Raw genomic sequence first — 25,537 nt, 5'->3', positions numbered from 1 at the left:
CGGTCGCTGGTCGGCCGGCCACGAAAAGGGCGGCGTCCGCGGACGCTGCCCTTCGTCGTTCTGGATCGCCGCCGCGCGCCTAGAAGGCCAGGCGGGCGATCAGCTGGAACACCGGACCGGCGTTCTCGCGCTCCAGTTCGTACTCATCGAAATTGCGGTCGTTCTGGTCCTCGATGGTGTTGAACTTGTTGAAGCTTTCCTTCTTGTTGGCGTCCAGCAGGTTGGAGCCGGTCAGGCGGATCGTCAGGTCCTTGCCGATCCGCTTTTCGAGGAAGATCTCCAGGTCGCCGCCATAGGTGGTGGTGACCTCTTCGCCGACCACGCGGCTGTAGGCCTCGCCCTGCTTGCGGTAGGTGGCGCCGAACGAGGCGCCCCAGGTCGGCAGGTCCTGGATGAAGCCGATGTTGAGCACATAGTCCGACTGGCTGTTGAACTTGCGCGAGCCGAACTCGTCGTTCACGTCGCTGTCCAGCCACGAGTAGTTCAGGAACACGCCGGTGTTCTCCAGCCCGATCACCGTCAGCGGCGTCGACAGGTCGAACTCGATCCCCCAGACCTTGCCGTCGCCGGTGTTGCGGGCGGAATAGACGAACGTCCCGGGGCCCTCGTCACCCTCGTCGCCGGTGTTGGTCAGCTCGATCAGGTCCTTGACCTTGCGGTAGAAGACATTGACCCCGGCCACGCCCTGCTTGCCCATCCGCCGCTCGTAGCCGGCGTCCAGACCCCAGGCGGTTTCAGGCTTCAGCCGCGGATTGCCGATGAAGTCGTTGTCGCCCAGCTCGGCGGTCAGCAGGGCCGGCGACAGGTAGTCGAAACTGGGGCGGCGGATGGTGCGCGCGCCCGAGACGTAGACCTGATCTTCGGTGGTCAGGTTGTAGCGCAGCGAGGCTGAGGGCAGCAGGACCTTGTAGTCGGTGTCGGTGGTCGAAGGGACCGTGCGGTCCCGCAGGGTGACGTCGGTAGTCTCGTAGCGCAGGCCGGCTTCCCACTTCAGCGCGCCCGCCTTGCCGTCCAGCATCACATAGGGGTCAAGGCGGGTCTGTTCGAACGAAGCGTCGCCGCCGTCGATCACCGCATAGGGTTTGAAGGCCGGCGGGTTGGCGCTGGGCAGGCTGTAGCGGTTGCGCGGGACCTCGGTGACCAACAGGTCGCGCTGCTTCTTCTCGTACTGCAGGCCGAACTGCAGCTGCACGCCGTCGCTCAGGTCGCGCTTGTGTTCCAGCTTGGCCGAGAACTCGGTGTCTTCCAGGTCGGTCCTCGACTTGTCACGGGTGATGCGGTCGCCGTCCGGATAGGGGGTGGCGTCGCGCAGGTATTCGGTCTCGTCCTCGAACTCGGCTTCCTTGTCCTTGAACGAGGCGTAGCCCAGCTTCACGCTGGTCCTGCCGCCGAACATGTCGTGGCTGTACTTGCCGTTGACCGAGTAGCTGTCCTGCTCGATGTCGACGTCGTTGTCGTTCAGGGTCGACAGGTTGGCGTTGTCGCGGACGTCCTTGTTGTACTCGATCGAGTCCTCGTTCTGGTAGCGGTCGGTGTGGACATAGAAGCCGCTGAGATCCAGGTCGCCGCCGGCCAGCGGAACCTGGTAGCTGGCGTTGAACGAATAGTCGGTGCCGTTGCGCACGTCCGTCTGGAGTTCGCTGTTGTCGATCGGCGCGCCCGGCTCGCCATAGCGCAAGCTGAGCTTGTTCTTGGGGTTGCGGCGACCCTGCAGGTTGGCGCCGACCAGCAGTCGGCCCGGTCCGACCTGGCCGCCCCAGACGCCGCCGACGGTCTCGCGGATGCGCTTGTCGTCGAACATCAGGGCGCCGGCCCGGACGAAGCCGCCGTCCAGGGCGTAGGCGTCGCGCAGCACGATGTTGATCGCGCCGGCCACGGCGTCGCCGCTGCGGTTGGCCGAGGCGCTGCGGACGATCTCGATGCGCTCGATCAGCTCGGCTGGGATGCGGTCGACGAAGAAGGCGGAGTCGGCGCCCGAGCCGAACGCGCCGGAGCCCGAGCCGGAGCCTGGAACCTTCTCGCCGTTGATCAGGATCTGGGTGTAGGCCGGATCGAGGCCCCGCAGGCGCACGCCGTCCGATTCCAGCACGTCCGACAGGAAGGCGACGCTGGGCACGCGCTTGAGCGCGTCGCCTGCGGTCAGCGGCTCGAAGCGCTGGAAGTAGTCGAGGTCGTAGTTCAGGACGGGCGCGGCCTGGTCGGTGCGGTTGCGGTAGGCGATCTGGGCCTGGACGACCAGTTCGGACGCGGTGGCCGGGGCTTCGGCGGCCGTGGCGATCGGGGCGTCGGCCTCGACGGCCCAGGCGGCGCTCGAGGCCGCGGCGGCCAAGGTCATGGGCGCCAAGGCGGCCAAGGCGAACAGTGCGGTCTTCTTCATCGTCAGTATCCCCGATCGCCGGCGCGGCCGTTGACGCGGCCGTTCGCACGTGATTTCACGCGGCGGGGCATAAATTCGCCAAGATCTTGGGGCCAGTGATGTTTCTTCGACGGTTTCGTTTCAGTTTCGTGACATCAGTGGGAATATCTCTCCTGCTGGCGGGCTGCGCGGCGTTCGATCCGGAGGCCCGCTCGGACTCCGGCAAGATCCTGGTCGGCGTCGGAACGCCGGTCCCGGTGGCCGGCGAGACCCAATCGGTGGCGACACAACGTGCGGATGCGGCCGACGACCCCGAGATCTGGGTCGACCCCAAGGATCCGTCGCGGGTCGTGATCTTCGGCACCGACAAGCAGGCCGGTCTGTACACCTACGACCTGAGCGGGGCGGTCACCGGCTTCATCCCGGACGGCAGGCTGAACAATGTCGACCTGCGTGGCGGATTGGCCACGGCCAACGGCGAGCGTGTGCTGGTCGCGGCCAGCGATCGCGGCCGAATCGGCGCGGCGCTCTACCTGATGGATCCGGCCACCCTGAAGGTCGAGCCCTGGGGCCTGGCGCCGCTGGACCTGGCCGAGCCCTACGGCCTGTGCATGGGCCGGCGCGGCGACGGCTTCATCGTCATCGTCAACGGCACGGACGGCCAGGTGCGGCAGCTGCGCGTCGCCGTCGGCCCCGATGGCAAGCCGGCGGCGACCGAAGAGCAGCGCTTCGCGGTCGGCAGCCAGACCGAAGGCTGCGTCGTCGACGACGCCAAGGGCGTGCTCTACATCGGCGAGGAGGCCAAGGGGATCTGGCGCTACGACCTGGACCCCGCCAAGGGCGCCGCGCGCGTCCTGGTGGCCGGCGCGCCCTCGACCATGCTGAAACCCGACGTCGAGGGCCTGACCTTGCTGCGCGAGGGCGAGAAGACCTGGCTGATCGCCTCCAGCCAGGGCGACAGCGCCTTCGCGGTCTGGCGCGTGGACGGCGCCCAGCCGGCCTATGCCGGACGCTTCTCGGTGGTGGCCGCCAAGGGCGTCGATGGCGTGACGGGCACCGACGGCGTCGCGGCGCTGGGCGGGGCCGTCGGGCCCTATGCCGAAGGACTGGTGGTCATGCAGGACGATATCGACGTCGACGGCGAGGCTCCGTCCACGGCGCGCGTGCGGCAGAACTTCAAGCTGGTCGACTGGCGGACGGTGAAGACGGCGCTGGGGCTCTGAGCCTCAGCGCCCCTCGCGCGCCAGCCAGCGGCGCAGGGCGGCGTTGACCGTCTCGGGCGCCTCCATCGGCGTCATGTGGCCGGCGTTGGGGATGATCACCATGTGCGAACAGCCGATGGCGTGGGCCATCTCGTGCTGGCCGGCCAGCGGGGTGATCGCGTCGTGCTCGCCGCAGATGATGACGATCGGACAGCGCAGGGCCCGCAGGGCGGCCGCGCCGTCCTCGCGCGCCAGGCCGTTCTGGCGCAGGAAGACCTCGCGGCCCAGGCGCTGGGTCATGGCCTGGATGCGGCCGGTCAGGTCCTTGTCGTCCAGGCGCGAGGCGTCGACATAGCTGGCCATCAGCCGGTCGGCGACGCCGAGGAAGGCGCCCTCATGGCTGGCCGCGGCGTTGACGGCGCGGCGCTGGGCGGCCCGTTCGGGCGTGTCGGCGCGGATGGCGGTGTCGATCAGGGCCAGCCGCGCGATGCGCTCGGGCGCGATCCGGGCGATCTCCTGGGCCACGTAGCCGCCCATCGAGAAGCCAGCCAGGGCGAAGGTCGGCTCGGCGTCGGCCAGCACCTGCTCGGCCAGCTGGCGCAGGCTCTCGCCATGCGTCAGGTCGGCCACCTGGCAGCGGGCGACGTCGGCCAGGCCGTCGACCTGGTCGCGCCAGAGCTCGGCGTCGTTCAGCAGGCCGGGCAGCAGGATCAGTTGGGGCAGGGCGTCTGTCATCGAAAAACGCCCCGGACCTTGCGATCCGGGGCGCTCCGTTCTTTCAGGTCTGGGCCTTCTTAGGCTTCGACCATGTTCTTGGCGATGGCGGCTTCGCGCATCGACTTCTGCAGCTTCTCGAACGCCCGGACCTCGATCTGGCGGACCCGCTCGCGGCTGACGCCGTATTGCGAGGCCAGGTCTTCCAGGGTGGTCGGCTCATCCTTCAGGCGCCGTTCGGTCAGGATGTGACGCTCGCGGTCGGTGAGCTCGACCATCGCCTCCTCGAGCAGGCTCATCCGCATGGACTTTTCCTGGCTCTCCGCGACGGCGGTCTCTTGCGAGATCTGGTCGTCGTCGGCCAGCCAGTCCTGCCACTCGCTTTCGCCGTCGGCGCGCAGCGGCGCGTTCAGCGAGGCGTCGGGACCGCCCAGACGGCGGTTCATCGAGATGACCTCGCTGTCCAGCACGCCCAGCTTGGTGGCGATGGCGCTGACCTGCTCGGGACGCAGGTCGCCGTCCTGGAAGGCCTCGATCTGGCTCTTGGCCTTGCGCAGGTTGAAGAACAGCTTCTTCTGCGCGGCGGTCGTGCCCATCTTCACCAGCGACCACGAGCGCAGGATGTATTCCTGGATCGAGGCGCGGATCCACCACATGGCGTAGGTGGCCAGGCGGAAGCCCTTGTCGGGCTCGAACTTCTTGACGGCCTGCATCAGGCCCACATTGCCCTCGGAGATCACCTCGCCGATCGGCAGGCCGTAGCCGCGATAGCCCATGGCGATCTTGGCCACGAGACGCAGGTGGCTGGTGACCATCTTGTGGGCGGCTTCGCTGTCCTGATGCTCTTTCCAGCGCTGGGCGAGCATGAACTCCTCGTCCTTGGCCAGCATCGGGAACTTGCGGATTTCGGTGAGGTAACGCGACAGGCCGCCGTCCGGCGACATCACCGATAGTGAATTCACGGCCATAGAAACTATCCCCTTGGTGCGGATCCGCCCGTCAACCGCGCGCCATCATCCCCACCAGAATGGGTCAGATAGGAAGGCGTTGCGGCTTAGGTAAGGTCGATAACGTATTTGTAATGTCCGACACCCGGACTCGGGTATTGGCGCTTCGAAAGTGAGAATGAACGTTCATTCTCAAAACTTCAAGCCAAAAATGTCAGACCGACGCGACGAAAGGTCCGGGCCGGACGGACGGGGCGTTTTGGCGATCTCGGCGGAGCAAGACCTTGCCGGGACGGGATCCCTGCGCCTCTAATGGCGGCGCCCTACGCCTGGGAGGCCTCTCGTGACGCGCTTCATCGTCCGCGCCCTGATCGCCGCCCTGGGCCTGTGGCTGGCGTCGAGGATCGTGCCGGGCATCGCCGTGCCGGGCGGCTGGACCAGCCTGCTGGTCGCCGCGGTGCTGCTGGGCGTGGTCAACGCCATCGTCAGGCCGGTGGTCGTCGTGCTGACCCTACCGCTGACCGTGGTGTCGCTGGGGCTGTTCCTGCTGGTGGTGAACGCCGCGATGCTGGGTCTGGTCGGCCTGATGCTGAAGGGCTTCGTCGTCGACGGTCTATGGGCCGGAATCTTCGGCTCGGTGGTGATCGGCGTCGTCAGCTGGCTGGGCCACCTGCTGGTCGGGGATGGGCGCGAGCGCGCTTAGCGGTCACGCCCGTTCATCCCACCGCCGTCGCCGCCAGGTCGCGCCAGCCGCGGGCTTCCTTGCGGAAGTGCGAGTGGGTCTTGGCCAGGCGCTTGTCGATCTCGGCCAAGGCCTCGCGGGCCTCGTCCTTGCGCCCGGTCTGCGCCAGGAACACCGCATAGCGGGCCATGCCCTCGAAGCCGGGCAGATGGGCGGCGGCCCAGCGCAGGGCGGTGTCGGCTTCCGTCGGACGGCCCAGGGCGTGATAGGCGCGGCCCATGGCCAGGGCGACGTTCGGCGTGCGGGCGGCCGGCGACTGGGCGCTCAGGCCCTCCAGCAGCGGCAGGGCCTCGGCGGCGCGGTCCAGCTCGATCAGGGCGTTGGCGCGGCCCAGCAGCAGCTGTGGGTCGTCGGCGTACATGCCCTGCAGGGCCTCGGCGTAGAGGCGCTCGGCCTCGGCGTGCTTGCCCAGCCCCGAGGCGGCCGCGGCCAGGCGGGCGCGGTTGGCGACGGTCGGCGTGTCGTCGACGGCCTGGCCGGCCTCGCGATACTCGCGCAGCGGGTCGAGGACCTGCCGCGCGGCCTGCCGGGCCTTCTGGGCCTTGGCGCCGCCCAGGAACTCCGGCGCGACGATGGCGATCAGATAGACCAGCCCGCCCAGTGGCTGGAACAGCAGGATGATCATCAGCCAGTACATCTGCTGGCCCGTGCGGACCACATGGACGCACAGGGCGATCGAGAACAGCAGCGACAGGCCGAGCAGGATCATCGAGGGTAAGGGCTCCAAGCTTGGCGTTGGCCAGGTCAAGGCTGGTTATGTGTGGGCTGGAGCCGACGACGTCAATCGGCGGGACCTTACTCGGCCTGGCGTGCGGCCTTCTTGGGGTCGGCCTTGGGGGCGGGGGCCAGGCGCAGCACCTCGGCCTGGTAGCGCTCGTCGTCGCCGGCCGCGGCGAACGGCAGGGCGTCGGCCAGGGCGTCCAGCATCGGGTCCAGCCACTGGTGCTCGACCTTGTGGAAGTCGCCCAGCACATAGTGCATGACCGCGTCCTTGTGGCCCGGATGGCCCACGCCGATGCGGCCCCGCCGGAACGTGTCGCCGATCTGGCTGGTGATCGAGCGCACGCCGTTGTTGCCCGCCGCCCCGCCGCCGGCCTTCATCCGGAAGCGGCCCGGCGCCATGTCGATCTCGTCGTGGAAGACGATGACGTCGGTCGGGGCCAGCTTGAAGAACTTCATCGCCTCGCCCACGGCGCGGCCGCTCTCGTTGTAGAAGGTCTTGGGCTTGAGCAGCAGAAGCTTGACCGGGCCGCCCGGCGTCGAGACCTGGCCGTCGCAGGCCAGGCCCTGGAAGCGCGAGCGCCACGGCCCCGTGCCCCATTTGCGGGCCAGGGCGTCGACGGCCATGAACCCGACATTGTGCCGGTTCTTCTCGTATTTCGGCTCGGGATTGCCGAGGCCGGCGAGGATCAGCATGGACATCGGCTCGCTTCCACTTCGACGGCCAGCGTGTAGGGACGTCCTCGTCCTTCGACAAGCTCAGGATGAGGACGACGGAAGGGCCGCGTTCAAAACCTCGTCCTGGACCTGTCGAAGGACGAGGTTTCGTGGCTCGGCCCAGGCCGGAACGAAAAACGGGCGGGCCGCGAAGCCCGCCCGTTCTGGATATCGGATCGAAGACCCGACCGAAAAGCTCTTAGGCTTCGGCGGTCGTCGTGTCGCCTTCGCCCGATTGCGAAGCGGCCGAGGCCTTCAGGTTGGCGATCACGAAATCGCGGTCCTGGGCCGGGCGCACGCCTTCCGGCAGCTTCACTTCCGAGATGCGGATGGTGTCGCCGATGTCGTGCGAGGCCAGGTCGATGACCAGCTCTTCAGGGATCTTGTCGGCCGGGCAGGCCAGCTCGACGGTGTGACGGATGACTTCCAGCGTGCCGCCCTTCTTCAGGCCGACCGAGATGTCGTGGTTCTTGAAGTGCACCGGCACTTCGATCTTGATCAGTTGGTGCTCGCCGACGCGGTACAGGTCGAAGTGCATCGGCTCGTCGGTGACGGGGTGGAACTGCACGGCCTTGGCGATGACCGACTGCTTGTCGTCGCCGTGTTGCAGGGTCACCAGGTGGCCCAGCAGCTTGCCGGTATAGAGCGCCTTGCGGAATTCGTTGCCCTTCACGGCGATGTTCACCGGGGCCTTGTTGCCGCCGTACAGCACGCCGGGGACCTTGCCCTGGCGGCGGGTTTCGCGCGAGCCGCCGGTGCCGGCGCGGTCGCGGAGTTCGACGTTGAGAATGATCTCGGCCATGTCTTGTCTCTCTGGAGAGCCCCATGCTCTCGGAATGCGAAGCCGCCGCACAAGACTGGATTGCCTCGCCCGGTCGACGTTTTTGGGTCGCGCTCCATACACGCGGCGGCCGCCCGATGCAACGGGCGGCCGCCTGGAGTGCGTCGAAATGGAAAGGTGTTGAGCCGCTTAGCTCTTCTTCTTTGCCGACGTCTTCTTCTTGGCGACGGGCTTCTTCTTGGTCACGACCGGCTCGGGCTTTGGCGGGGGCGGCGGCTCGTAGGGCAGGGCGGCGCCCGAAGCCTTGAGCACGCACATGCCGGTATCGATCATGATGTGCTGGCCCAGGCAGAACACGTCCTCATAGTGCGGCTTGGCGACCGCCAGGCACTGGTAGAGGTTCAGCTTGGCCATGTTCAGGCACATGGCGCTGGCCGGCTCGGCCATCACGGCCTCGATCAGGGACAGCTTGTCGTCGCCGGCGTAGCCCAGCGCCGCCAGGGCGGCCACGGCCAGGCCGCGGATCACCAGCGGCTTGTAGGGCGGCGGGGCCGAACGGGGGCCGGAGACCGTAACGGTGGCGGCGGCGGGATCGGCGGGCGGGGCGGGCACCAGGGGCACGCCGCCCATCGAGGCCTGCTGCAGGGCCGCGACGTCGGCGCTGTCGGCCAGACCGGGCGTCGCCGACATGGTCTTGGCGTAGGCCAGGCGGCCGTCGCGGTCGAGGACCGGCAGGGTCGACCATTTCGAGCGCTGGACGTCGTAGGCGGCCTGCTTAACCGCCTTGCCGGCGGTGTAGAGCTGCAGGCCGCTGGCCCCGAGGGTGTCGATGATCCGGCCGGCGGCGGTGTCGCTGCCCTTGAAGCCGACGGCGTAGGCGGGATCGGCGACAAGCTGGTTGATGATCGACTGGCGCTGAGTGGGATCGGTGGCGAACGCGCGCACCGACGCCACGTAGGTCGGGTCCTGCAGGGCCAGGACGGCGGCGTAGGCCGTGGCGCCCGACAGGAACTGCTTGGGCTCGTAGCCGACGCCGACCTTCAGCGAGGCCTGGATCTGGTCGCCGTTGTCGAAGGTGGCGCCGATCGCGCCGGCCCGCTGCATGTAGCCGCGGAAGGCGCTGGCCTTCTCGACGATGCTGGAGGACAGGGTGATCGGCGGCGGGGCGGGCGGGGCGGCGACCAGGGGCGGCGGCGGCGGGGGCGGCGTCTCGCAGCTGGCCAGCAAGGTGGCGGCGACCACGGCGATGGCCGTCAGCGCGGCGCGCGTACGCGTGGTGGAAAGCATGCCGAGAACATCCCCAATGACATAAGGCGCCCGCCTTATCACTGGCGCGCGGGCGATATTGTGACAGTCAGTCCGTTAACCACGTCTTGACAAGCTGAACCGTCAAGGTTGCGTTTCCGCCCCCTGCGAGGCCGGTCCGTGGAGCGTCCTCAGTCGAATAGCTTGGAGACCGATTCCTCGTTGGCGATCCGACGGATGGCCTCGCCGATCAGCGGCGCGCAGGACACGTAGCGGATCTTGGGGCAGGCCTTGACCGTGTCCGAAGCCTCGATCGAGTCGGTGACCACCAGCTCGGTCAGCACAGAATTGGCCACCCGCTCGGCGGCCGCGCCCGACAGCACCCCGTGGGTGACATAGGCCGAGACCGACGTGGCGCCGTGGGCCATCAGGGCGGCGGCGGCGTTGCACAGGGTGCCGGCCGAGTCGACGATGTCGTCGAACAGGATGCAGCGACGGCCGGCCACGTCGCCGATGATGTTCATCACCTCGCTCTCGCCCGGGGCCGAGCGGCGCTTGTCGACGATGGCCAGGTCGGCGTCGTTCAGGCGCTTGGCCAGGGCGCGGGCCCGCACCACCCCGCCGACGTCCGGCGAGACGACCATCAGGTCGTCGCCCATCTTGTAGCGCTTGTGGATGTCGTCGGCGAGCAGGCGCGAGGGCAGCAGGTTGTCGGTCGGGATGTCGAAGAAGCCCTGGATCTGGCCGGCGTGCAGATCCATCGTCAGCACGCGGTCGGCGCCCGAGCGGGTGATCAGGTTGGCCACCAGCTTGGCCGAGATCGGGGTGCGGCCGCCGGTCTTGCGGTCCTGGCGGGCGTAGCCGAAATAGGGCAGCACGGCCGTGATCCGCTTGCCCGACGCGCGCTTGAGGGCGTCGATGCAGATCAGCAGCTCCATCAGGTTGTCGTTGGCCGGGTAGCTGGTCGACTGGATGACGAACACGTCCTCGCCCCGCACGTTCTCGTCGATGGTGACGAAGACTTCGAGGTCGGCGAACCGGCGCACCTGGGCGCGGGTCAGCGGCATGTCGAGATATTCCGCGATGGACTGGGCCAGGGTGCGGTTCGAATTGCCGGACAGCAGCTTCATGGTTTGGTCTCGGGAGGGGGTGTCGCCGTTGCGGGGGCTTCTAGCAGTCTCGGGCGCGGGAACAACCCCGAGTCTCGATTGATTCGGGTTATTCGACATACTCAGGCTTCGAGCGCGATCGCCGAGAGAAGCCGTCCGTAGTCGGACTCCCCGGCCAGGAAGGCCCTGCGGTTCGAAAAGAACAGCCCCGGCTCGGCCCGGGTGTCGCGGCCGATCCATTCGCTTTGGCCCACGCCGGCCGTGGCCAGGCGGTCCAGGACGAAGGCCGGCAGGTCGAACAGGCGCTTGTCGTCGGCCGCGCCGGGCGAAAAGAATCGGCCCGATCCGGGGCTGTCGGCCTCGAAGCGGTGCAGGAACTCCAGGCCCACCTCGTAGGACTGGGGGCCGATGCAGGGTCCGACCGCGGCGACCATGCGGGACGGCCGGGCGCCCAGGGCGGTCATCTGGTCGACCGCGGCCTGGACGACGCCGTCCAGGGCCCCGCGCCAGCCGGCGTGGGCGGCGGCGACAACGCGAGCGACGGGATCGGCGATCAGCACCGGCGCGCAATCGGCGTGCAGGGCGCCGCAGACCACGCCGGGGGTTTTCGTCACCACTGCGTCGCCTTGCGGCCGCACGTCGCCCCACGAGCCGTCGGCGACGATGGCGATGGTCGAGTGGATCTGGAAGCAGGTGTTGAGGTCTTCGGGCGCGGCCCCGAACCAGGCGGCGGCCCGGGCGCGGTTCTCGGCGACGTCGGCCGGCTCGTCCTGGCTGCCGCGCCCGACATTGAGGCTGGCATAGAGCCCGGTCGACACCCCGCCCTGGCGCGTGAAGAAGGCGTGCCTGACCCCGGCGGCGGCGGCCAGCAGCGGCGACTGGACGATGGGCAGGTCGGTCATGGTCGGGAGCCCTCGAAAAGCGGGGGGGAAAGGCCGGGGGCGGACAGGCAGACCACCTTGAACAGGTCACCCATCTGCGCCGCGCCGGTCAGGCGATCAAGCTGCCTGGCCAGCTTGTCGGCCTGGTCGGGCTGCGCTGAGGCCAGAGCCTGGGCGCGTTGCTCGACGCCCAGGCTCTGGAGAAACGCACCCTGGGACAGGATGGGTCCCGTCGCGGCGCCGGCCTCGGCGGCGGCGGCCAGCACGGCGGGAAAGTCGGCCCAGACGGTCAGGTCGGCCTGGCCGGGCTCGGCCAGCGGCGAGACCTTGGTGTGCGCCTTCAGCGCCTGCAGGGTGTCGCCCGTTCCGGCGACGTCGCGGCCGTAGTCGATCAGCAGCGCCGCCCCGCCGTCGCGCGCGACCCGGTGGCCGATCTCGGAACCGAGGGCGGCCTGAGCGGGTGAGGATTCGACGACGGTTCCAGGTTCCAGATCCTCCCCCTGTGGGGGAGGTGTCGCCGAAGGCGACGGAGGGGGGCGTTGGCTGAGGTGGGTCTGCTCCCCCCACCGGCCCTTTCGGGCCGCCTCCCCCACAGGGGGAGGACCTAAGGGTTTCAACCCGAACGCCAGGTTCCCCGCCTCGTCCAACCCGACCATCCGCTCGGCCCAGCCGTCCTCCGTCCGCACGAACTGGCGGGCGGGCAGGCAGTCCAGCACCTCGTTGGCCACCAGCAGCAGCGGCGCGCCGGCCGGCACGGCTTCCAGGCGATCGGCCCAACGCGGCGCCACGGGCGCGTCGGCCAGCTTGGCGGCCTGCGCGGCGCGCAACGGCGGCGACACCTCGACCAGCCACAGGTCGGCGGCGGCCAGGAACTCGGGCAGCAGCCGCGCGGCGCGCAGGATGTCGGAAATAAGCGTCCCGTCGCCCGGCCCGATCTCCACCAGCCGCACCGGCGCCGGCCGGCCCATAAGGGTCCAGGTTTCCAGGATCCACAGGCCGATCAGCTCGCCGAACATCTGGCTGACGCCCGGCGCGGTCAGGAAGTCGCCGCCTTCACCCAGCGCCGGCCGCGTCGCGTAATAGCCGTCGCGCGGGTCGTGCAGGCAGCGGGTGAAGTACTCGGCGACGCTGATCGGGCCGTCCTGGGCGATCTGGGCCCGCAGGCGGTCAAGCAGGCTCATGGTCTTCCGCGACGGGCGCGGGGAGCGGCGCGCGCAGGGCTCGCCACAGCAGCGCCGCGCCGACCAGCAGCATCGGGATCGACAGGATCATCCCCATGGTCAGGCCGAACGGGAAGGCGGGCATGCCGTGGTCGGGATTGCGGACGTTCTCCAGCAGGGCCCGGAACAGGCCGTAGCAGATCAGGAAGGTCGCCACGAGCGCGCCGCGGCGCTGCAGCCACTTCAGGCGATAGACCGCGAAGTTCAGGATCAGGAACAGCAGCACGCCTTCCAGCGCCGCCTCGTACAGCTGGCTGGGGTGGCGCGGCAGCTCGCCAGCCGGGCAGACGCCGCGGTTGGCGGCGCGGATGGTGTCGTTGCAGAACACCATGCCGAACGGATGGTCGGTGACCCGGCCCCACAGCTCGCCATTGATGAAGTTGGCGCAGCGGCCGAAGAACAGCCCGATAGGCGCGACCGGCGCGACCAGGTCGCCCAGCCTGAGCATGTCGATCCGGTTCTGGCGGGCGAACAGGGCGATCGCCGCGCACACGCCCAGGAAACCGCCATGGAAGGACATGCCGCCCTCCCAGATCTTGAACACCGCCAGCGGATTCTCGGCCAGGCCGGCCCGCTGATCGGCGTTGACCAGCATGTAGAACAGGATGTAGCCGATCCGGCCGCCCAGGATGATGCCCAGGGTGATCCACAGCACCAGGTCGTCGATCTGCACCGAGGTGGCGGTGGGCTTCTGCCCGCCCCACAGCCTGGCGTCGCGGACCAGCCGGATCGCGTACTGCCAGCCCAGCAGGATGCCGGCGACATAGGCCAGGGCGTACCAGCGCAGGGCCAGTGGCCCCCATTGCAGGGCCCAAGGGCCGATATGGATGATGGGATCGATGTCGGGGAAGATCACGCCGCGAGCGCTCCGGACGGACAAGTGGTCGCAGGCGTAGAGCGCGATAGCCGAAAGTGGAAGCCGGTTTCGGCGGCCATCGCGCTCTAATCGTTAGAAAACAGCCCTTTCGCGGAGCGAAAGGGTTGGACCGCGTTCCCACTTCGCTTTCATCCTTCCTTTCCCATATAAGATCCGCGACGAACCGCGCCGCGCCCCCGCCGGGCTCTGGGAATTTCGATGCACAGCCAAAACCCCTTCCTCGACGAATTCGCCAAGCTGACCCAGGCGGCCATGGGCATCGCCCAGACGGCCGGCGAGGAGGCCAAGACCGCGATGCGGGCCCAGGCCGACCGCCTGGCCGCCGAGTTCGACCTGATCCGGCGCGACGATTTCGAAGCCTTGAAGGCCGAGGTGGCGGCGCTTCGCGAGGAAGTCGCGGCGCTGAAGGCCAAGAAAACCCCGGCCAGGAAGGCCAATCCTGGTAGCGATAACGCGGCCGAATAGGCGAGTTTCGTTCCCGTTCGACGTGAAGGCGGTTGTGACGCCGCCCGCGAAGCAGATTAGAGTCCTCGCAGTGGGTGATTTGGTCGGGTCCCACGACCCGTCTCTCCCCGGGGGTCAAAGGGTCTAATGGACACCCAACCGGAAGAAGACGACGTCCTGCTGGCGATGGATCCGCTGGAAGTGGTGGAGCACGTGCTGGCGGCGGAGAACCTGACGTTCGACCGCACCGAGGACGGCGACCTGGCCTTCGCCCTGACCGGCGACTGGAAGGACTACGAGCTGTGGTTCGCCTGGCGGCCCGAGGCCGACTGCCTGCAGCTGTGCCTGTCGCTGGATCTGCGCGCCGCCAAGACCAAGCGCCCCAGCGCCTACGAACTGCTGTCGATGATCAACCAGCGCGTCTGGCTGGGCCATTTCGAGGTCTGGACCGACGACGGCGAGGTGGTGTTCCGCCACGCCCTGGCCTTGCCGGCCGGCGAGCGCCCGACCATGGCCCAGGCCGCCTCGATGATCGACGCCGCCGTGGAGGCCGCCGACCGCTTCTACCCCGCCTTCGACTTTCTGCTGCACGGCGCCAAGACCCCGGACGAGGCCATGGCCGCCTGCATGTTCGAAACCGTCGGCCAGGCTTAGGATCGGGGACATGCCCTTGCGGCGTGTCCCCACCCGACGCGCCGATCTGGAATGGGGACACGCCGCGAGGGCATGTCCCCGGCTCGCTCCCTGGCGCATGACCTGCTAGGCAGACCGCTCCCAGTTTAGCGGAGCTGACCATGACCCCCATCCTTCTTCTCGGCGCCGGACGCATGGGCGGGGCCCTGGTCGCGGGTTGGGCCAAGGCCGGGGCGTTCGCCGTCGGCGACCTGATCATCCGCGACCCCAACGCCGACCCCGCCGCCTTTCCGGGCGCGAGCGTCAACCCTCCGCTCGAAGCGCTGGCCGCCGCCAAGACCGTGCTGCTGGCCGTCAAACCGCAGATCTGGCGCGAGGCGGTGGCCGACGTCGTCCCGCACCTGGCGTCCGACGCGGTGATCGTCTCGATCGCCGCCGGGGTGGGCGCCGCCGACATCTCCGCCGCGTTCGGCGGCCGCGCGGTGGCCCGGGTGATGCCGACCACGGCCGTCGCCATCGGCCTGGGCACGGCCTCGATCCATGCCGCCACCGACGAGGCCAGGGCCCGGGCCCACGCCCTGCTGGACCCGGTCGCCACCACGGTGGATCTCGACGACGAGGACCTGATGCACGCCGCCACCGCCGTGTCCGGCTCGGCCCCGGCCTATCTCTACGCCTTCATCGAGGCGTTGGAGGCGGCGGGCGCCGGCCAGGGCCTGGATCCAGCCGCCTCGGCCCAACTGGCGCGGGCCACCATCGTCGGGGCCGCGGCCCTGCTGGGCCAGGGCGGCGAGGATCCCGCCGAGCTGCGCCGGCAGGTCACCTCGCCCGGCGGCACCACGGCGGCGGCCCTGGCCGTGCTGATGGGCGAGGGCGGTTTCGGGGACCTGCTGCCGCGCGCGCTGGCGGCGGCGGTGAAACGGTCGGTGGAACTGGGCGGCTGACGCCCTCCCCTGACGGGAGAGGGTTCTTGCAAGCATCGCCTCAACCCGCCATCTCAACAGCCATGACCGCCGCCGAAGACATCCTCGACCACGCCGCCGCCGCCGCGCTCGCCCTGGCGGCCGACCGGCCGTGGACGCAGATCAGCCTGCGCGACATCGCCCTGAAGGCCGAGGTGCCGTTCGCCGAGCTCTACGCCCGCGCCGACGGCAAGGGCGCGGTGCTGGACCACCTGGCCGCCCGCTTCGACCGCGCCGCCCTGGCCACCGCCTCCGCGGAGGACGCCACGTCCCACGACCGCCTGTTCGATGCCGCCATGGCCCGGATCGAGGCGATGGAGCCGCACCGCGCCGCCCTGATCGCCATCAGCCGGTCCGAGAGCGTGGTGGTCTCGGCCCTGCGCTTTCCCAAGACCGCCCGGGCCATCCTGGAAGCGGCCGGCGTCGACGCCACGTCGGCCCGACTGGCCGCGATGTCGGCGGTCTGGGGCCGCACCCTGCAGGTCTGGCGCGACGACGAAGGCGCCCTGAACCGCACGATGGCCGAGCTGGACAAGCGCCTGAAGCAGATGGCCGCGGGCCTGGAGAAGGTCGGTGCGGGCTTTTAGCGTCCTTCGGCCCAGCTCGAACCTCGAAACCGTACACGGATATCAAACAGCCGTTTGCTCCGGCCGCCCATCCGCGCCACTCTGCGCCCAACGATAAAGCCTCGGGAGGCGCGCCATGAACCCGTCAGCGGAATTCGACGTCGTCGTCCACGGCGCGACGGGCTTCACCGGGCGGCTGGTCGCCGAGCATTTCGCCAAGCATCATCCTGAAGCCAAGTGGGCGATGTCGGGCCGCGGCGCCGACAAGCTGGCCGCCGTGCGTGACGAGATCGGCGCGGCCCCTGGCACGCCGCTGATCGTCGCCGACGCCGACGATCCGGCCTCGCTGCGGGCGATGGTGGCGCGGACCAAGGCGGTGCTGACCACCGTCGGCCCCTACCAGCTCTACGGCTCCGACCTGGTGGCCGCCTGCGCCGAGGCCGGGACCGACTATCTGGACCTGTGCGGCGAGCCGGCCTGGATGCGCCAGATGATCGACGCCCACGAGGCGGCGGCCAAGGCCAGCGGGGCGCGGATCGTGTTCTCCTGCGGCTTCGACTCCATCCCGTTCGAGCTGGGCGTCTGGTTCGCGCAGCAGGAGGCGGCCCGGCGGTTCGGCGCGCCCGTCGCCCGCGTCAAGGGCCGGGTGCGGGCCATGCGCGGCGGCTTCTCGGGCGGCACGGCAGCCAGTCTGAAGGCCACGATGGCCGCGGCGGCCCGCGACCCAAGGGTGCTGGAGCACTTGAAGGATCCCTTCGCCCTGACCCCCGACTTCGCCGGCCCCAAGCAGCCGCACGGCGCGGCCGTGGCCCACGACGACGACCTGGACGCCTGGACCGCCCCGTTCGTGATGGCGGCCATCAACACCCGCAACGTCCACCGCTCCAACTGGCTGATGGGCCAGCCCTACGGCGCCGACTTTGTCTATGACGAGATGGTGCTGACCGGCTCCGGCGAGGCGGGCGAGTCCGCGGCCAGAATCGTCGCCGCCGCCAACGCCGCGATGGGCGCCGAGGGCGGTCCCAAGCCCGGCGAGGGCCCCAGCAAGGCCGAGCGCGAGGCCGGCTTCTACGACCTGCTGTTCGTCGCCATCGCCGAAGACGGCCGCCAGGTCCGCGCCAGCGTCAAAGGCGACAAGGACCCGGGCTACGGCTCGACCAGCAAGATGATCGCCGAGACCGCCCTGTGCCTGGTCGACACGCCGGAGGTGGCCGGCGGCATCTGGACGCCCGGCGCGGCGTTGCGGGGCAAGCTGGTGGAGCGGCTGCAGGCGGCGGCGGGGCTGAAGTTCGCGGTGGAGTAGGGGCGCCAGGCGACCTTCTCGGCGTCGATTCATGGGCCGCCCCAAGGCTGCTTCCGACCCGTTCCAGAACTTCGCCAGGTCTGTTCTAGGCGCCGGCCGCCCCCTACCAGCGCTGCTCGTTGCACACGATCGTCCCCGTGGCCTGGATGCGGTTCTTCTTCAGGCGGGCCATGCGGTCGGGGGTCATCTGGGTCTTCAACCAAGCGTCGTAGGCGTCGACGTCGAGCCACGGCAGGCAACTGCGCAGCAGCGGCGCCTCGGCCAGGTAGTACAGAGGGTCCGGATCGGGCCAGCGGAAGGCGCCGTCCAAACCGTCGATGCGGCGCGGCGCCTCGGCGGTACGGTAGAGCAGCCAACCGGGCGGGATCTGGCGCGCCCGGGCGAAGGCTGTCTGCCGCTCGGCCAGCGCTTGGACCGCCGCGCGTTCGTCGGGCGTCGCCTTGGCGACGAAGGCGCCGTCAAAGCCGCCGTGCAGCATGATGATCGCCTGCCGGCCCACCGCCAGCCGCCGTCCCAGCGGCAGGACATAGTTGGCGCAGGAAGAAGAGCACTGGCCGTCGATCCGGATCGTGAGATCGCGCAAGGTCGAGAGCTTCTCGGCGATGTCGAGGGCGGCGTCGACCGGTCCTCCCTGGCTGTCGACCACGAGTTCGGTGGTGGTTGGCCTCAGCCTGGCGGCCACGCAGTCGGCCATGGCCCGGTCGGTCGCGCCCCGGATGAGGAACACCGTTGGCGAGCGCTGCTCGCACGCGGCGGCGCGCGCGGTGGCGCCCAGCGACAGCAAGGCCAGCGCCGCCAGCGCTGACAGGATGATCCGCGACCCACGCATCGACGCCCCCCAGGGAAGGCCAACGTTACCGAGGCGGGCGAAAATCGTCCAGAGGTTGATCAAGGACTGCCCGGGGAAAAAGGGCTATGCGCCGTTCGCGCTCAGCCGCGACCAGACGAAACAATTGTACAAGTACGACAAGGGTTCGCCGGCCCTTGCATTACCTTCGTCAGATCTCCAGCGACCCTGAAATATTGAACGAGCAGAAGCTGGATATTGCCGAGGAATAAGGGCCGCCCCCGCCCCGGCTTCGCCCGTCAAGCGCGGAAAGACTCCGGCGGGGAACGGCGCGCTTAGCGTTTGCCAAGTCGCGCGCCAGCGGCGACCCTGGCCCCATGCTGATCTTCGAATGGATCCTGGCCCTGCTGCTGGGCGCGGTGCTGCTGGCAGGTCTGGCCCGACGGATCGGGGTTCCGTATCCGGCCCTGCTGGCCCTGGGCGGGGCGGCGGTGGCCCTGGTTCCCGGCGCGCCCCGGCTGGACCTGGAGCCGGAACTGATCCTGGCCCTGTTCATCGCCCCGGTCCTGCTGGACGCGGCCTACGACTCCTCGCTGCGCGACCTGAAGGACAACTGGCGGCCGGTCTCGTCGCTGGTGCTGGTGGCCGTGGGCCTGACCACCCTGGGCGTGGCCTGGGTGGCGCGGCTGCTGTTTCCGGACATGCCCTGGCCGGCGGCCATCGCCCTGGGGGCCATCGTCGCGCCGCCGGACGCCGTGGCGGCCCTGGCCGTGCTGCGCCAGGTCCAGCCGCCGCACCGAATCCTCAAGATCCTGGAGGGCGAGAGCCTGCTGAACGACGCCTCGGCCCTGCTGATCTACCGCTTGGCGGTGGGAGCGGTCGGCGGCGGCTTCAGCCTGGCTCACGCGGCTCCGACCCTGGCCCTGGTCGCGGTGGGCAGCGTGGTGGCCGGCTATGGCCTGGCGCGGCTGACCGGCCTGTTCTTCCACCGCATCACCGACGTGCCCAGTTCGGTGATCGTCCAGTTCGTCTCGACCTTCGGGATTTGGATCCTGGCCGAGCGGCTGGGCCTGTCGGGGGTGGTGACCATCGTCGTCTACGGCGTGACCATCGCCTGGCGCCCGGGCGCGCAGATGTCGGCGCGATTGCGCATCCCGTCCTTCGCGGTCTGGGAGTCGGTGACCGTGGTGCTGAACGTCCTGGCCTTCACCCTGATCGGCCTGCAGCTTCGCCCGATCCTGGAGGGGCTGTCGCCGCGCGAGCGGGTCGACTATTTGCGCGCCGCCCTGGTGATCCTGGCCGCGGTGATTGTCGTGCGGCTGGCCTGGGTGATGACCTACAACGGCGCCGTGCGGCTGAAGAACCGGCTGTTCGGCGTCCATGTCGCCCGGTCCAGCATGGCCCCGCCCACGGCGCGCGGCGGGCTGGCGGTTGCGTGGTGCGGCATGCGCGGCATGGTCACCCTGGCCGCCGCCCTGGCCTTGCCCGAGGGCTTTCCCTATCGCGACTTCATCCTGCTGGCCGCCTTCGCGGTGGTGCTGGGCACGCTGGTCGTCCAGGGCCTGACCCTGAAGCCGCTGCTGCGTGTCCTGCGCCTGCCCGACGACGATCCCGTGCGCAAGGAGCTGAAACTGGCCCGCGCCAAGGCGCTGAAGGCCGCCCTGGCCGAGCTGGACGGCGACAGGTCCGACGCCGCGGAGGCGCTGCGGCGGGAGCTGGGCGAGGCCCTCGACCAGACCCGCAAGGGCGCCGACGCCCGCGACTCCGCCGAGAACGCCCTGCGCCGGCGGGTGGTGGCGGTGTCGCGCGAGGCCATCGCCGACCTGCGCCGGCGCGGCGAGATCGGCGACGACGCCTATCGGGCGCTGGAGGAGGAGTTCGACTGGCTGGAGCTGGCGGCGCGGGAGTAGAAACTCCTCCCCCTGTGGGGGAGGTGTCGGCGAAGCCGACGGTGGGGGGGAGTGATGCGACCTCGGCCGCGCCAGGACCAATGACCCTAAAGCTCCCCCCACCGGCCTTCGGCCACCTCCCCCACAGGGGGAGGACTTACCACCACCGGCAGCACCGCGGCCGCGTGGGCGAAGACGCCGGCGGTGCGCCAGGCCTCGTGGCGGCCGACGACGTAGAGCGCCTTCTTGGCCCGCGTCACCGCCACGTTGAGGATGTTGGGCGCGCCGCCCGCCCAGTTGCGCGAGCCGCGGCTGGCGTCGGCGCTGGCCCCCAGCACCAGGATCACGGCCTCGGCCTCCTTGCCCTGGAAGGTGTGGACCGTGCCGACCCGCGTCTCGCCCCAGCGCCTGTGCTGCTTGGCGGGCACGCCCAGTTGATCGAGCACGCCGCTGCGCACGACCAGGGCCCGCAGCGTGTCGGCCACCTCGCGGAACGGGGCGATCAGGTAGAGGTCGGGATCGCGCACGCCCTGTTCGGCCAGCCGCCGCAGCAGGTCCAGCACGACCTGGCCTTCGCGCGGGCTCCACTTGGCCGAGCTGGACGCGACGTCGAGCCAGCAACTGCCCGGCGCGATCTCGGCCAGGGCCTGGCGGATCGGCGAGGGCGATGAGCCGGTCGCGTGGACCATCAGGCCGTCATAGGCGATCGTGTTGGAGATCGAGAACATCGGCTCCTGGCACCGGCGGTGCACCAGCAGCGGCATGCCGATCCGCCGCGCGTCGACGCCCCAGCCGACGGCGGCGGTCAGCGGGCTGGCGGCGTCGGCCAAGGTCTGGACCGAGGCGCGCGGCGCGGCCCAGACGTCCGGATGGGCGCCCCGGCTGGAGAAGATCGATCGCACCAGGCCGGCGGGAACGGTCGAGACCGGCTCGATCTGCAAGGGATCGCCGATGACCAGCGCCCGTCGCGCCCGCCACAGGGCGCCGGCGGCGGCCTGGGGCGTGGCCTGGCCGGCCTCGTCGACGATCAACCACCCCACCGAGGCCTCGCCCAGGCCGTCCATCAGCCGATCGAACGAGGCGAAGGTGGTCGAGACCACGGGCACGACCAGGAAGAAGCTGTCCCACAGGGCGTCGAGGTGGACCGTGGCCCCGGACGGCAGGCGCTTGCCCTTCAGGTGGTCCATCATCAGGGCCAGGTTGGACTTCATCGGCCGGGCGGCGGCGTCGAGGAAGGCGCGGTGCAGGGCCATGGCCGCGGCGAACAGCTGGTCGCGGGCCCCGGTCAGGGCCGCGTCGGCCCAGGGGCTGGCCGTATGGATCGCCGCGTGGCCGCTCTCCCAGAACGCGGGGCCGATCTGGTCGCCATAGAGCGCCCGACCCTCGGCCTCCAGCCGCAGCAGGGCCTCGCGCCGGGCCATGGCCTCGGCCCGGGCGGTCTGGGCCAGGGTCAGCCGGGTCGTGGCGTCGCGCGCCCGCTGGTCGGCGGCGTCCTGCTCGGCCCGCGCCGCCGCCTGGTCAGCCATCGCCTGTTCGAGCACGGCCAGGGTGCGGGCCTGGGACTGCCGCCAGGCGGCGTCCTGGCCGACCAGCCGCGCCACCCATCCGGGACGCAGGGCCGCGCCGCCGTCGTGCAGCCGGCGGGCGTCGGCCAGCGCCGTCTCGGCGCGCGCCAAGGCCAGGGCCGCCGCCTCCTGGGTCTCCGAGGCCGCCTGTCCGTCAGCCTGGGCGGCGGCCTCGGCGGCCAGGGCGTCCTCCAGGGCCTGCTGGACGGCCGCGGCGTCGGCCAGCGCCAGGCGCATCTGCTCGCGTCCGGCCAGCAGCCGGGCGACGGCGGACTTGCGCTCGCGATAGTCCATCTGGGCCCGCCGCCAGCGCTCGCGCGCTTCGCCGCGCGTGCGGGGCGGGGCTTCGGCGGTGACAATGGCCGGCGGTTCGACCTCGGGGCGGCCGTTGACGGCGGCCAGGTACTTCTCCAGGCCCCAGTCGGGGTCCCACCAGACGCTTTCGACGAACTCCGAGCGGTTCTTGCGATTGCCCAACACCGCCGCGACTAGGCCCCAGCAGTCGGCGTCTCCGCCCTGGGCGACGCGGGCGGTGTCGGGGAAATAGCGGACGGCGGCCGGATCATCGACCGCGCCGGCCAGGGGCAGTTCGGCGCTGACATTGCGGACGGCGGCGTTGTTGGACGATGCCACGACGACGCCGCGGCCGGCCAGGGTTGTCGGCGGGCGATACAGCACCCGCTTGTGGCCGCTCTCGGCCACCAGCTCGACCGGCGAAAAGGCCGAGGTCGGATCGTCCAGCGCGACCAGGGCGTCGGCGCGGGCTTCCAGCACCGCGGCGATCACATCGCGCAACAGGGTGGTCTTGCCGGTGCCCGGCGGCCCGTTGATCGACAGCAGGCCGCCGTCGGCCAGGTCGCGAACCGCGGCGTTGACCGCCGCCTGCTGCAAGGTGACCAGCTTGGCCGGACTGGGCGCGGGCCAGCGCGCGCCGGGCGTCAGGGCCGGCGCCACCAGGCTCTCCAGCTCCGCCTTGTCGGCCAGCACGTCCACTTGCCGGGCCGGCCGCGCCTGGCCCAGATAGGCCGCCAGAGTCGCGCCGCCCGCCCCGGCATCAAGCGCCGTGCGCACGCGGTGAAGGTCGCGCAGATAGAAGCTGTTGATGATGTCGACCGGATCGCCGTCGGCCTCGCCGACCACGCGGATGGCCACGCGCGGCCGTTCCAGCAGGTCGGCCGGCAGCTCCAGCGCGGCCATGATCGCCGCCATGCCTTCGAGGAACCGCTGTCGCGAGGTGGCGACCTTGCGGCCGTCCAGGTCCAGCTGGACCAGCGCCTGTCCCAGCTGGTGGCGCAGCTCGCCCTCCAGGTCGACGAACGCGTGCAGGCGGTCGATGTCGCCGGCCAGCACGCGTCCGCAGGCCCAGCCGAAACTGGACAGCAGCAGGCTCGAGGGCAGGGCCCGGCCCGCCTCGTCGAAGGCGGCCAGGGCCAGCACCGCCACGCCGGCGCCTCGCTCACGCTCGGGCCCCTCCGGCTGGACCTCGGTCACCAGCCGCTCGACCGCCGGCTCCATCTTCACGAAGCCCAGCGGCACGTACCAGACAAGGCGGTCATCCTCGGACATCGCCAACCGCCGGCGATCACCCTCCGGGCCTTCCCAGGGCATCTGGCCGCTGGCCAGGTCGAACGGGAACCAGGCGCGGGGCAGCGGAGCGTCCCGCTGGCCTTTTGGCTTTCGCTTGGCCGGCGGCGGCTCGCGTCCCAGCAGGTCTTCCTGGGTGGCGAAGGTCTGGGGCTGGAGCGCTTCGACGGCCAGCCAGGCGTTGAGCAAGGCGACCGGATCGGGATTGTCCGCCGGAGAGGCTTGGGCGGACGCGGCCCGGGCGGGCGCGGACTGAGGGGACGCAACAATCATGACGCACTCGGCAAGCCTGGGCGGAAAACAACGCCGTCCCAGGATTGCACTGTTGCTGTCACACGCCTGGGAAGTAAATGGCGTCGCCGCGTTTTCTCAACTCTTGCGGAAGAAGGCGTGGATCCGCTCGGCCAGGGGCTGACTGACGCCGTCGACCTTCATCAGGTCCTCGACCCCGGCCCGGGCCACGCCCTTGGCCGAGCCGAAGGCGTGCAGCAGGGCCTTCTTGCGGCCGGGGCCGACGCCCTCGATCTCGTCGAGCGGGTTCTTCTTCAGGTCCATCGAGCGGCGCGTGCGGTGGGCGCCGATCGCGAAGCGGTGGGCCTCGTCGCGCAGCCGCTGCAGGTAGTAGAGCACCGGCGACTTGGGCTCGAGCATGAACGGCGTCTTGTCGGGCATGAAGAACCGCTCCAGGCCCGCATCGCGGTCCGGGCCCTTGGCCACGCCGACCACGGCGATGTCGTCGACGCCGAGGTCGGCCATGACCTCCAGGGCCGCGTCCAACTGGCCCTTGCCGCCGTCGACCAGCACCAGGTCGGGGCGGGCCGAGCTATCGCCCTCCTCCTCTTCCTTGACCAGGCGGGCGAAGCGGCGCTTGAGCACCTCCTTCATCATCCCGTAGTCGTCGCCGGGGGTCAGCTCGGTGCTCCTGATGTTGAACTTGCGGTACTGGCCCTTCATGAAGCCCTCGGGCCCGGCCACGATCATGCCGCCGACCGCGTTGGTGCCCTGGATGTGGCTGTTGTCATAGACCTCGATCCGCTCGGGCGGGGCGTCCAGGCCGAAGGCCTCGCAGACCCCGGCCAGCAGCTTGGTCTGGGCGCTGCCCTCCGCCATCTTGCGACCCAGGGCTTCGCGGGCGTTGGTCAGGGCGTGATCCACCAGGTCGGCCTTCTCGCCGCGCTTGGGGGTGGCGATCTCGACCTTGCGGCCGCTCTTCAGGCAGAAGGCCTCGGCCAGAAGTTCGCGATCGGCCGGCTCCAGGTTAGTCAGGATCAGGCGCGGGATGGGCTTGTCGTCGTAGAACTGGCCCAGGAACGCGGTCAGGATCCGCTGCTCCTCGGTGGCCGTCTCGTCCTCTTCCTCGGCGTTGCCGGTGACGCGCGGGAAGTAGGCGCGGTTGCCCCAGTTCTGGCCGGCCCGGAAGAAGAACACCTGCACGCAGGCCTGGCCGCCCTCGACGTGCAGGGCGACGACGTCGGCCTCCTCCACGGTCTCGGGATTGATCTGGCTTTCCTGGGCCACCGAGGCCAGGGCGCGGATGCGGTCGCGCAGGCGGGCGGCGCGCTCGAACTCCAGGTCCTCGGCCGCCGCTTCCATCTGTTGGGCGATCAACGCCATCACCGCGCGGGACTTGCCGCGGAGGAAGGCCTCGGCCTGGTCGACCAGGGCCCGGTAGTCGTCCTTGCCGATCAGGCCGGTGCACGGGGCGGCGCAGCGCTTGATCTGATGCAGCATGCAGGGTCGCGAGCGGGTCTCGTAGACGCTGTCGCTGCACGAGCGCAGCAGGAAGGCCTTCTGCAGGGTGTTGAGCGTGCGGTTGACCGCCCCGGCGCTGGCGAACGGCCCGAAATAGTCGCCCTTGATGGTATGGGCCCCGCGATGCTTGCGCAGCTGCGGCGCGTCGTGATCGCGGCGGATCATGATCTCGGGAAAGCTCTTGTCGTCGCGCAGCAGCACGTTGAAGCGCGGCTTCAGCGACTTGATCAGGTTGATCTCGAGCAGCAGGGCGTCGGCTTCGGTGCGGGTGGTGACGAACTCCATCGACCGCGTGGCGTCGACCATGTGGGCGATGCGGTTGGTGTGGAAGCGGCCCTGGGCGTACTGGACCACGCGCTTCTTCAGGCTCTTGGCCTTGCCGACGTAGAGGACTTCCTCGTTGTCGCCGATCATCCGGTAGACGCCGGGCGCGTCGGGCAGGCGCGAGACCTCGTCCTTGATCAGGGCGGCGCCCTTCAGGGCGTTGGCGGGCGGGGGAGGGGCGGTGTCTTGGTCCACGGGGGACATATAGGCGAGTCTG

General features: G+C 70.0%; 22 protein-coding genes and 1 pseudogene. 8 read left to right on the top strand and 15 right to left on the bottom strand.

The window, feature by feature from the left end:
* Positions 1 to 79 precede the first annotated feature (79 nt).
* Positions 80 to 2,377, bottom strand: a complete 2,298-nt coding sequence (locus tag J2X41_RS08225) for a TonB-dependent receptor domain-containing protein (protein WP_310081106.1) — start codon at positions 2,375 to 2,377, stop codon at positions 80 to 82.
* A gap of 137 nt (positions 2,378 to 2,514) precedes the next feature.
* Between J2X41_RS08225 and J2X41_RS08220 the strand changes: the two genes are divergently transcribed.
* Positions 2,515 to 3,579 (top strand): phytase, encoded by a 1,065-nt coding sequence (locus J2X41_RS08220; RefSeq protein ID WP_310081105.1) that lies wholly within the window; start codon positions 2,515 to 2,517, stop codon positions 3,577 to 3,579.
* 3 nt (positions 3,580 to 3,582) lie between these two features.
* On the opposite strand, the gene J2X41_RS08215 is transcribed toward J2X41_RS08220, so the two are convergent.
* A complete protein-coding gene (locus tag J2X41_RS08215) occupies positions 3,583 to 4,293 on the bottom strand; it encodes an alpha/beta hydrolase (protein WP_310081104.1) in 711 nt (236 codons plus the stop codon).
* A 59-nt stretch (positions 4,294 to 4,352) separates the two neighbouring features.
* Positions 4,353 to 5,249, bottom strand: coding sequence for an RNA polymerase sigma factor RpoH (gene rpoH, locus J2X41_RS08210; protein WP_310081251.1), 897 nt, complete (start codon positions 5,247 to 5,249; stop codon positions 4,353 to 4,355).
* 313 nt (positions 5,250 to 5,562) lie between these two features.
* Here rpoH and J2X41_RS08205 point away from each other — a divergent pair, with 313 nt between their 5' ends.
* Entirely contained in the window at positions 5,563 to 5,922 is a 360-nt protein-coding gene (locus tag J2X41_RS08205) for a phage holin family protein (RefSeq protein ID WP_310081103.1), read from the top strand.
* A gap of 13 nt (positions 5,923 to 5,935) precedes the next feature.
* On the opposite strand, the gene J2X41_RS08200 is transcribed toward J2X41_RS08205, so the two are convergent.
* The 9 genes and pseudogenes from J2X41_RS08200 to lgt all read right to left on the bottom strand — a co-directional run bounded on the left by J2X41_RS08200 (position 5,936) and on the right by lgt (position 13,490).
* Complete coding sequence (locus tag J2X41_RS08200) at positions 5,936 to 6,670, bottom strand: hypothetical protein (protein ID WP_310081102.1); 735 nt, start codon at positions 6,668 to 6,670, stop codon at positions 5,936 to 5,938.
* A gap of 86 nt (positions 6,671 to 6,756) precedes the next feature.
* Positions 6,757 to 7,377 (bottom strand): aminoacyl-tRNA hydrolase, encoded by a 621-nt coding sequence (pth, locus tag J2X41_RS08195; RefSeq protein WP_310081250.1) that lies wholly within the window; start codon positions 7,375 to 7,377, stop codon positions 6,757 to 6,759.
* 41 nt (positions 7,378 to 7,418) lie between these two features.
* Positions 7,419 to 7,503, bottom strand: a pseudogene (locus tag J2X41_RS25275) (hypothetical protein); the annotation flags it as partial.
* Positions 7,504 to 7,597: 94 nt separating this feature from the next.
* Positions 7,598 to 8,200, bottom strand: coding sequence for a 50S ribosomal protein L25/general stress protein Ctc (locus tag J2X41_RS08190; protein ID WP_310081101.1), 603 nt, complete (start codon positions 8,198 to 8,200; stop codon positions 7,598 to 7,600).
* A 168-nt stretch (positions 8,201 to 8,368) separates the two neighbouring features.
* On the bottom strand, positions 8,369 to 9,466 hold the full coding sequence (locus tag J2X41_RS08185) for a hypothetical protein (RefSeq protein ID WP_310081100.1): 1,098 nt from the start codon (positions 9,464 to 9,466) through the stop codon (positions 8,369 to 8,371).
* A gap of 149 nt (positions 9,467 to 9,615) precedes the next feature.
* Positions 9,616 to 10,554 carry a ribose-phosphate pyrophosphokinase gene (locus J2X41_RS08180; protein WP_310081099.1) on the bottom strand — a complete coding sequence of 313 codons (939 nt, stop codon included), beginning with the start codon at positions 10,552 to 10,554 and terminating at the stop codon, positions 9,616 to 9,618.
* 101 nt (positions 10,555 to 10,655) lie between these two features.
* Positions 10,656 to 11,435, bottom strand: a complete 780-nt coding sequence (pgeF, locus tag J2X41_RS08175; RefSeq protein ID WP_310081098.1) for a peptidoglycan editing factor PgeF — start codon at positions 11,433 to 11,435, stop codon at positions 10,656 to 10,658.
* The gene (locus tag J2X41_RS08170; RefSeq protein ID WP_310081097.1) at positions 11,432 to 12,595 is read right to left on the bottom strand and encodes an SAM-dependent methyltransferase; all 1,164 of its coding nucleotides are present in this window, start codon (positions 12,593 to 12,595) and stop codon (positions 11,432 to 11,434) included. Before J2X41_RS08170 ends, pgeF begins: the two co-directional genes overlap by 4 nt.
* Positions 12,582 to 13,490, bottom strand: a complete 909-nt coding sequence (lgt, locus tag J2X41_RS08165) for a prolipoprotein diacylglyceryl transferase (protein WP_310081096.1) — start codon at positions 13,488 to 13,490, stop codon at positions 12,582 to 12,584. Before lgt ends, J2X41_RS08170 begins: the two co-directional genes overlap by 14 nt.
* Positions 13,491 to 13,709: 219 nt before the next feature.
* Here lgt and J2X41_RS08160 point away from each other — a divergent pair, with 219 nt between their 5' ends.
* The 5 genes from J2X41_RS08160 (at position 13,710) to J2X41_RS08140 (ending at position 17,419) form a co-directional block, all read left to right on the top strand.
* The gene (locus J2X41_RS08160; RefSeq protein WP_035071741.1) at positions 13,710 to 13,976 is read left to right on the top strand and encodes an accessory factor UbiK family protein; all 267 of its coding nucleotides are present in this window, start codon (positions 13,710 to 13,712) and stop codon (positions 13,974 to 13,976) included.
* Positions 13,977 to 14,102: 126 nt separating this feature from the next.
* The gene (locus tag J2X41_RS08155) at positions 14,103 to 14,609 is read left to right on the top strand and encodes a YbjN domain-containing protein (RefSeq protein ID WP_056459958.1); all 507 of its coding nucleotides are present in this window, start codon (positions 14,103 to 14,105) and stop codon (positions 14,607 to 14,609) included.
* A 140-nt stretch (positions 14,610 to 14,749) separates the two neighbouring features.
* On the top strand, positions 14,750 to 15,532 hold the full coding sequence (gene proC, locus J2X41_RS08150; RefSeq protein WP_310081095.1) for a pyrroline-5-carboxylate reductase: 783 nt from the start codon (positions 14,750 to 14,752) through the stop codon (positions 15,530 to 15,532).
* 62 nt (positions 15,533 to 15,594) lie between these two features.
* Positions 15,595 to 16,137 (top strand): TetR family transcriptional regulator, encoded by a 543-nt coding sequence (locus J2X41_RS08145; RefSeq protein WP_310081094.1) that lies wholly within the window; start codon positions 15,595 to 15,597, stop codon positions 16,135 to 16,137.
* 115 nt (positions 16,138 to 16,252) lie between these two features.
* On the top strand, positions 16,253 to 17,419 hold the full coding sequence (locus J2X41_RS08140) for a saccharopine dehydrogenase NADP-binding domain-containing protein (protein WP_310081092.1): 1,167 nt from the start codon (positions 16,253 to 16,255) through the stop codon (positions 17,417 to 17,419).
* Positions 17,420 to 17,522: 103 nt separating this feature from the next.
* Here the strand turns inward: J2X41_RS08140 and J2X41_RS08135 are convergent, their stop codons facing one another.
* Positions 17,523 to 18,248, bottom strand: a complete 726-nt coding sequence (locus tag J2X41_RS08135) for a hypothetical protein (protein WP_310081091.1) — start codon at positions 18,246 to 18,248, stop codon at positions 17,523 to 17,525.
* A 335-nt stretch (positions 18,249 to 18,583) separates the two neighbouring features.
* Between J2X41_RS08135 and J2X41_RS08130 the strand changes: the two genes are divergently transcribed.
* A complete protein-coding gene (locus J2X41_RS08130) occupies positions 18,584 to 20,116 on the top strand; it encodes a sodium:proton antiporter (RefSeq protein ID WP_310081089.1) in 1,533 nt (510 codons plus the stop codon).
* An 86-nt stretch (positions 20,117 to 20,202) separates the two neighbouring features.
* On the opposite strand, the gene J2X41_RS08125 is transcribed toward J2X41_RS08130, so the two are convergent.
* Complete coding sequence (locus tag J2X41_RS08125; protein WP_310081088.1) at positions 20,203 to 23,517, bottom strand: ATP-binding protein; 3,315 nt, start codon at positions 23,515 to 23,517, stop codon at positions 20,203 to 20,205.
* Between the two features lie 96 nt (positions 23,518 to 23,613).
* A complete protein-coding gene (gene uvrC, locus J2X41_RS08120; protein WP_310081086.1) occupies positions 23,614 to 25,515 on the bottom strand; it encodes an excinuclease ABC subunit UvrC in 1,902 nt (633 codons plus the stop codon).
* Positions 25,516 to 25,537: the final 22 nt, after the last annotated feature.

The sequence above is a fragment of the Caulobacter sp. BE254 genome (assembly GCF_031457295.1).
Classification (GTDB): Bacteria; Pseudomonadota; Alphaproteobacteria; order Caulobacterales; family Caulobacteraceae; genus Caulobacter.
This window is presented reverse-complemented; position numbering and strand designations above follow the sequence as displayed.

Excerpts from the sequence above, each read along its gene's own strand:
- J2X41_RS08225 (WP_310081106.1), bottom strand. The coding sequence starts at position 2,377 with ATGAAGAAGACCGCACTGTTCGCCTTGGCCGCCTTGGCGCCCATGACC.
- J2X41_RS08215 (WP_310081104.1), bottom strand. The coding sequence starts at position 4,293 with ATGACAGACGCCCTGCCCCAACTGATCCTGCTGCCCGGCCTGCTGAAC.
- J2X41_RS08200 (WP_310081102.1), bottom strand. The coding sequence starts at position 6,670 with ATGATCCTGCTCGGCCTGTCGCTGCTGTTCTCGATCGCCCTGTGCGTC.
- pth (WP_310081250.1), bottom strand. The coding sequence starts at position 7,377 with ATGCTGATCCTCGCCGGCCTCGGCAATCCCGAGCCGAAATACGAGAAG.
- J2X41_RS08190 (WP_310081101.1), bottom strand. The coding sequence starts at position 8,200 with ATGGCCGAGATCATTCTCAACGTCGAACTCCGCGACCGCGCCGGCACC.
- J2X41_RS08185 (WP_310081100.1), bottom strand. The coding sequence starts at position 9,466 with ATGCTTTCCACCACGCGTACGCGCGCCGCGCTGACGGCCATCGCCGTG.
- J2X41_RS08180 (WP_310081099.1), bottom strand. The coding sequence starts at position 10,554 with ATGAAGCTGCTGTCCGGCAATTCGAACCGCACCCTGGCCCAGTCCATC.
- pgeF (WP_310081098.1), bottom strand. The coding sequence starts at position 11,435 with ATGACCGACCTGCCCATCGTCCAGTCGCCGCTGCTGGCCGCCGCCGCC.
- J2X41_RS08170 (WP_310081097.1), bottom strand. The coding sequence starts at position 12,595 with ATGAGCCTGCTTGACCGCCTGCGGGCCCAGATCGCCCAGGACGGCCCG.
- J2X41_RS08160 (WP_035071741.1), top strand. The coding sequence starts at position 13,710 with ATGCACAGCCAAAACCCCTTCCTCGACGAATTCGCCAAGCTGACCCAG.
- J2X41_RS08155 (WP_056459958.1), top strand. The coding sequence starts at position 14,103 with ATGGACACCCAACCGGAAGAAGACGACGTCCTGCTGGCGATGGATCCG.
- proC (WP_310081095.1), top strand. The coding sequence starts at position 14,750 with ATGACCCCCATCCTTCTTCTCGGCGCCGGACGCATGGGCGGGGCCCTG.
- J2X41_RS08145 (WP_310081094.1), top strand. The coding sequence starts at position 15,595 with ATGACCGCCGCCGAAGACATCCTCGACCACGCCGCCGCCGCCGCGCTC.
- J2X41_RS08140 (WP_310081092.1), top strand. The coding sequence starts at position 16,253 with ATGAACCCGTCAGCGGAATTCGACGTCGTCGTCCACGGCGCGACGGGC.
- J2X41_RS08135 (WP_310081091.1), bottom strand. The coding sequence starts at position 18,248 with ATGCGTGGGTCGCGGATCATCCTGTCAGCGCTGGCGGCGCTGGCCTTG.
- J2X41_RS08130 (WP_310081089.1), top strand. The coding sequence starts at position 18,584 with ATGCTGATCTTCGAATGGATCCTGGCCCTGCTGCTGGGCGCGGTGCTG.
- J2X41_RS08125 (WP_310081088.1), bottom strand. The coding sequence starts at position 23,517 with ATGATTGTTGCGTCCCCTCAGTCCGCGCCCGCCCGGGCCGCGTCCGCC.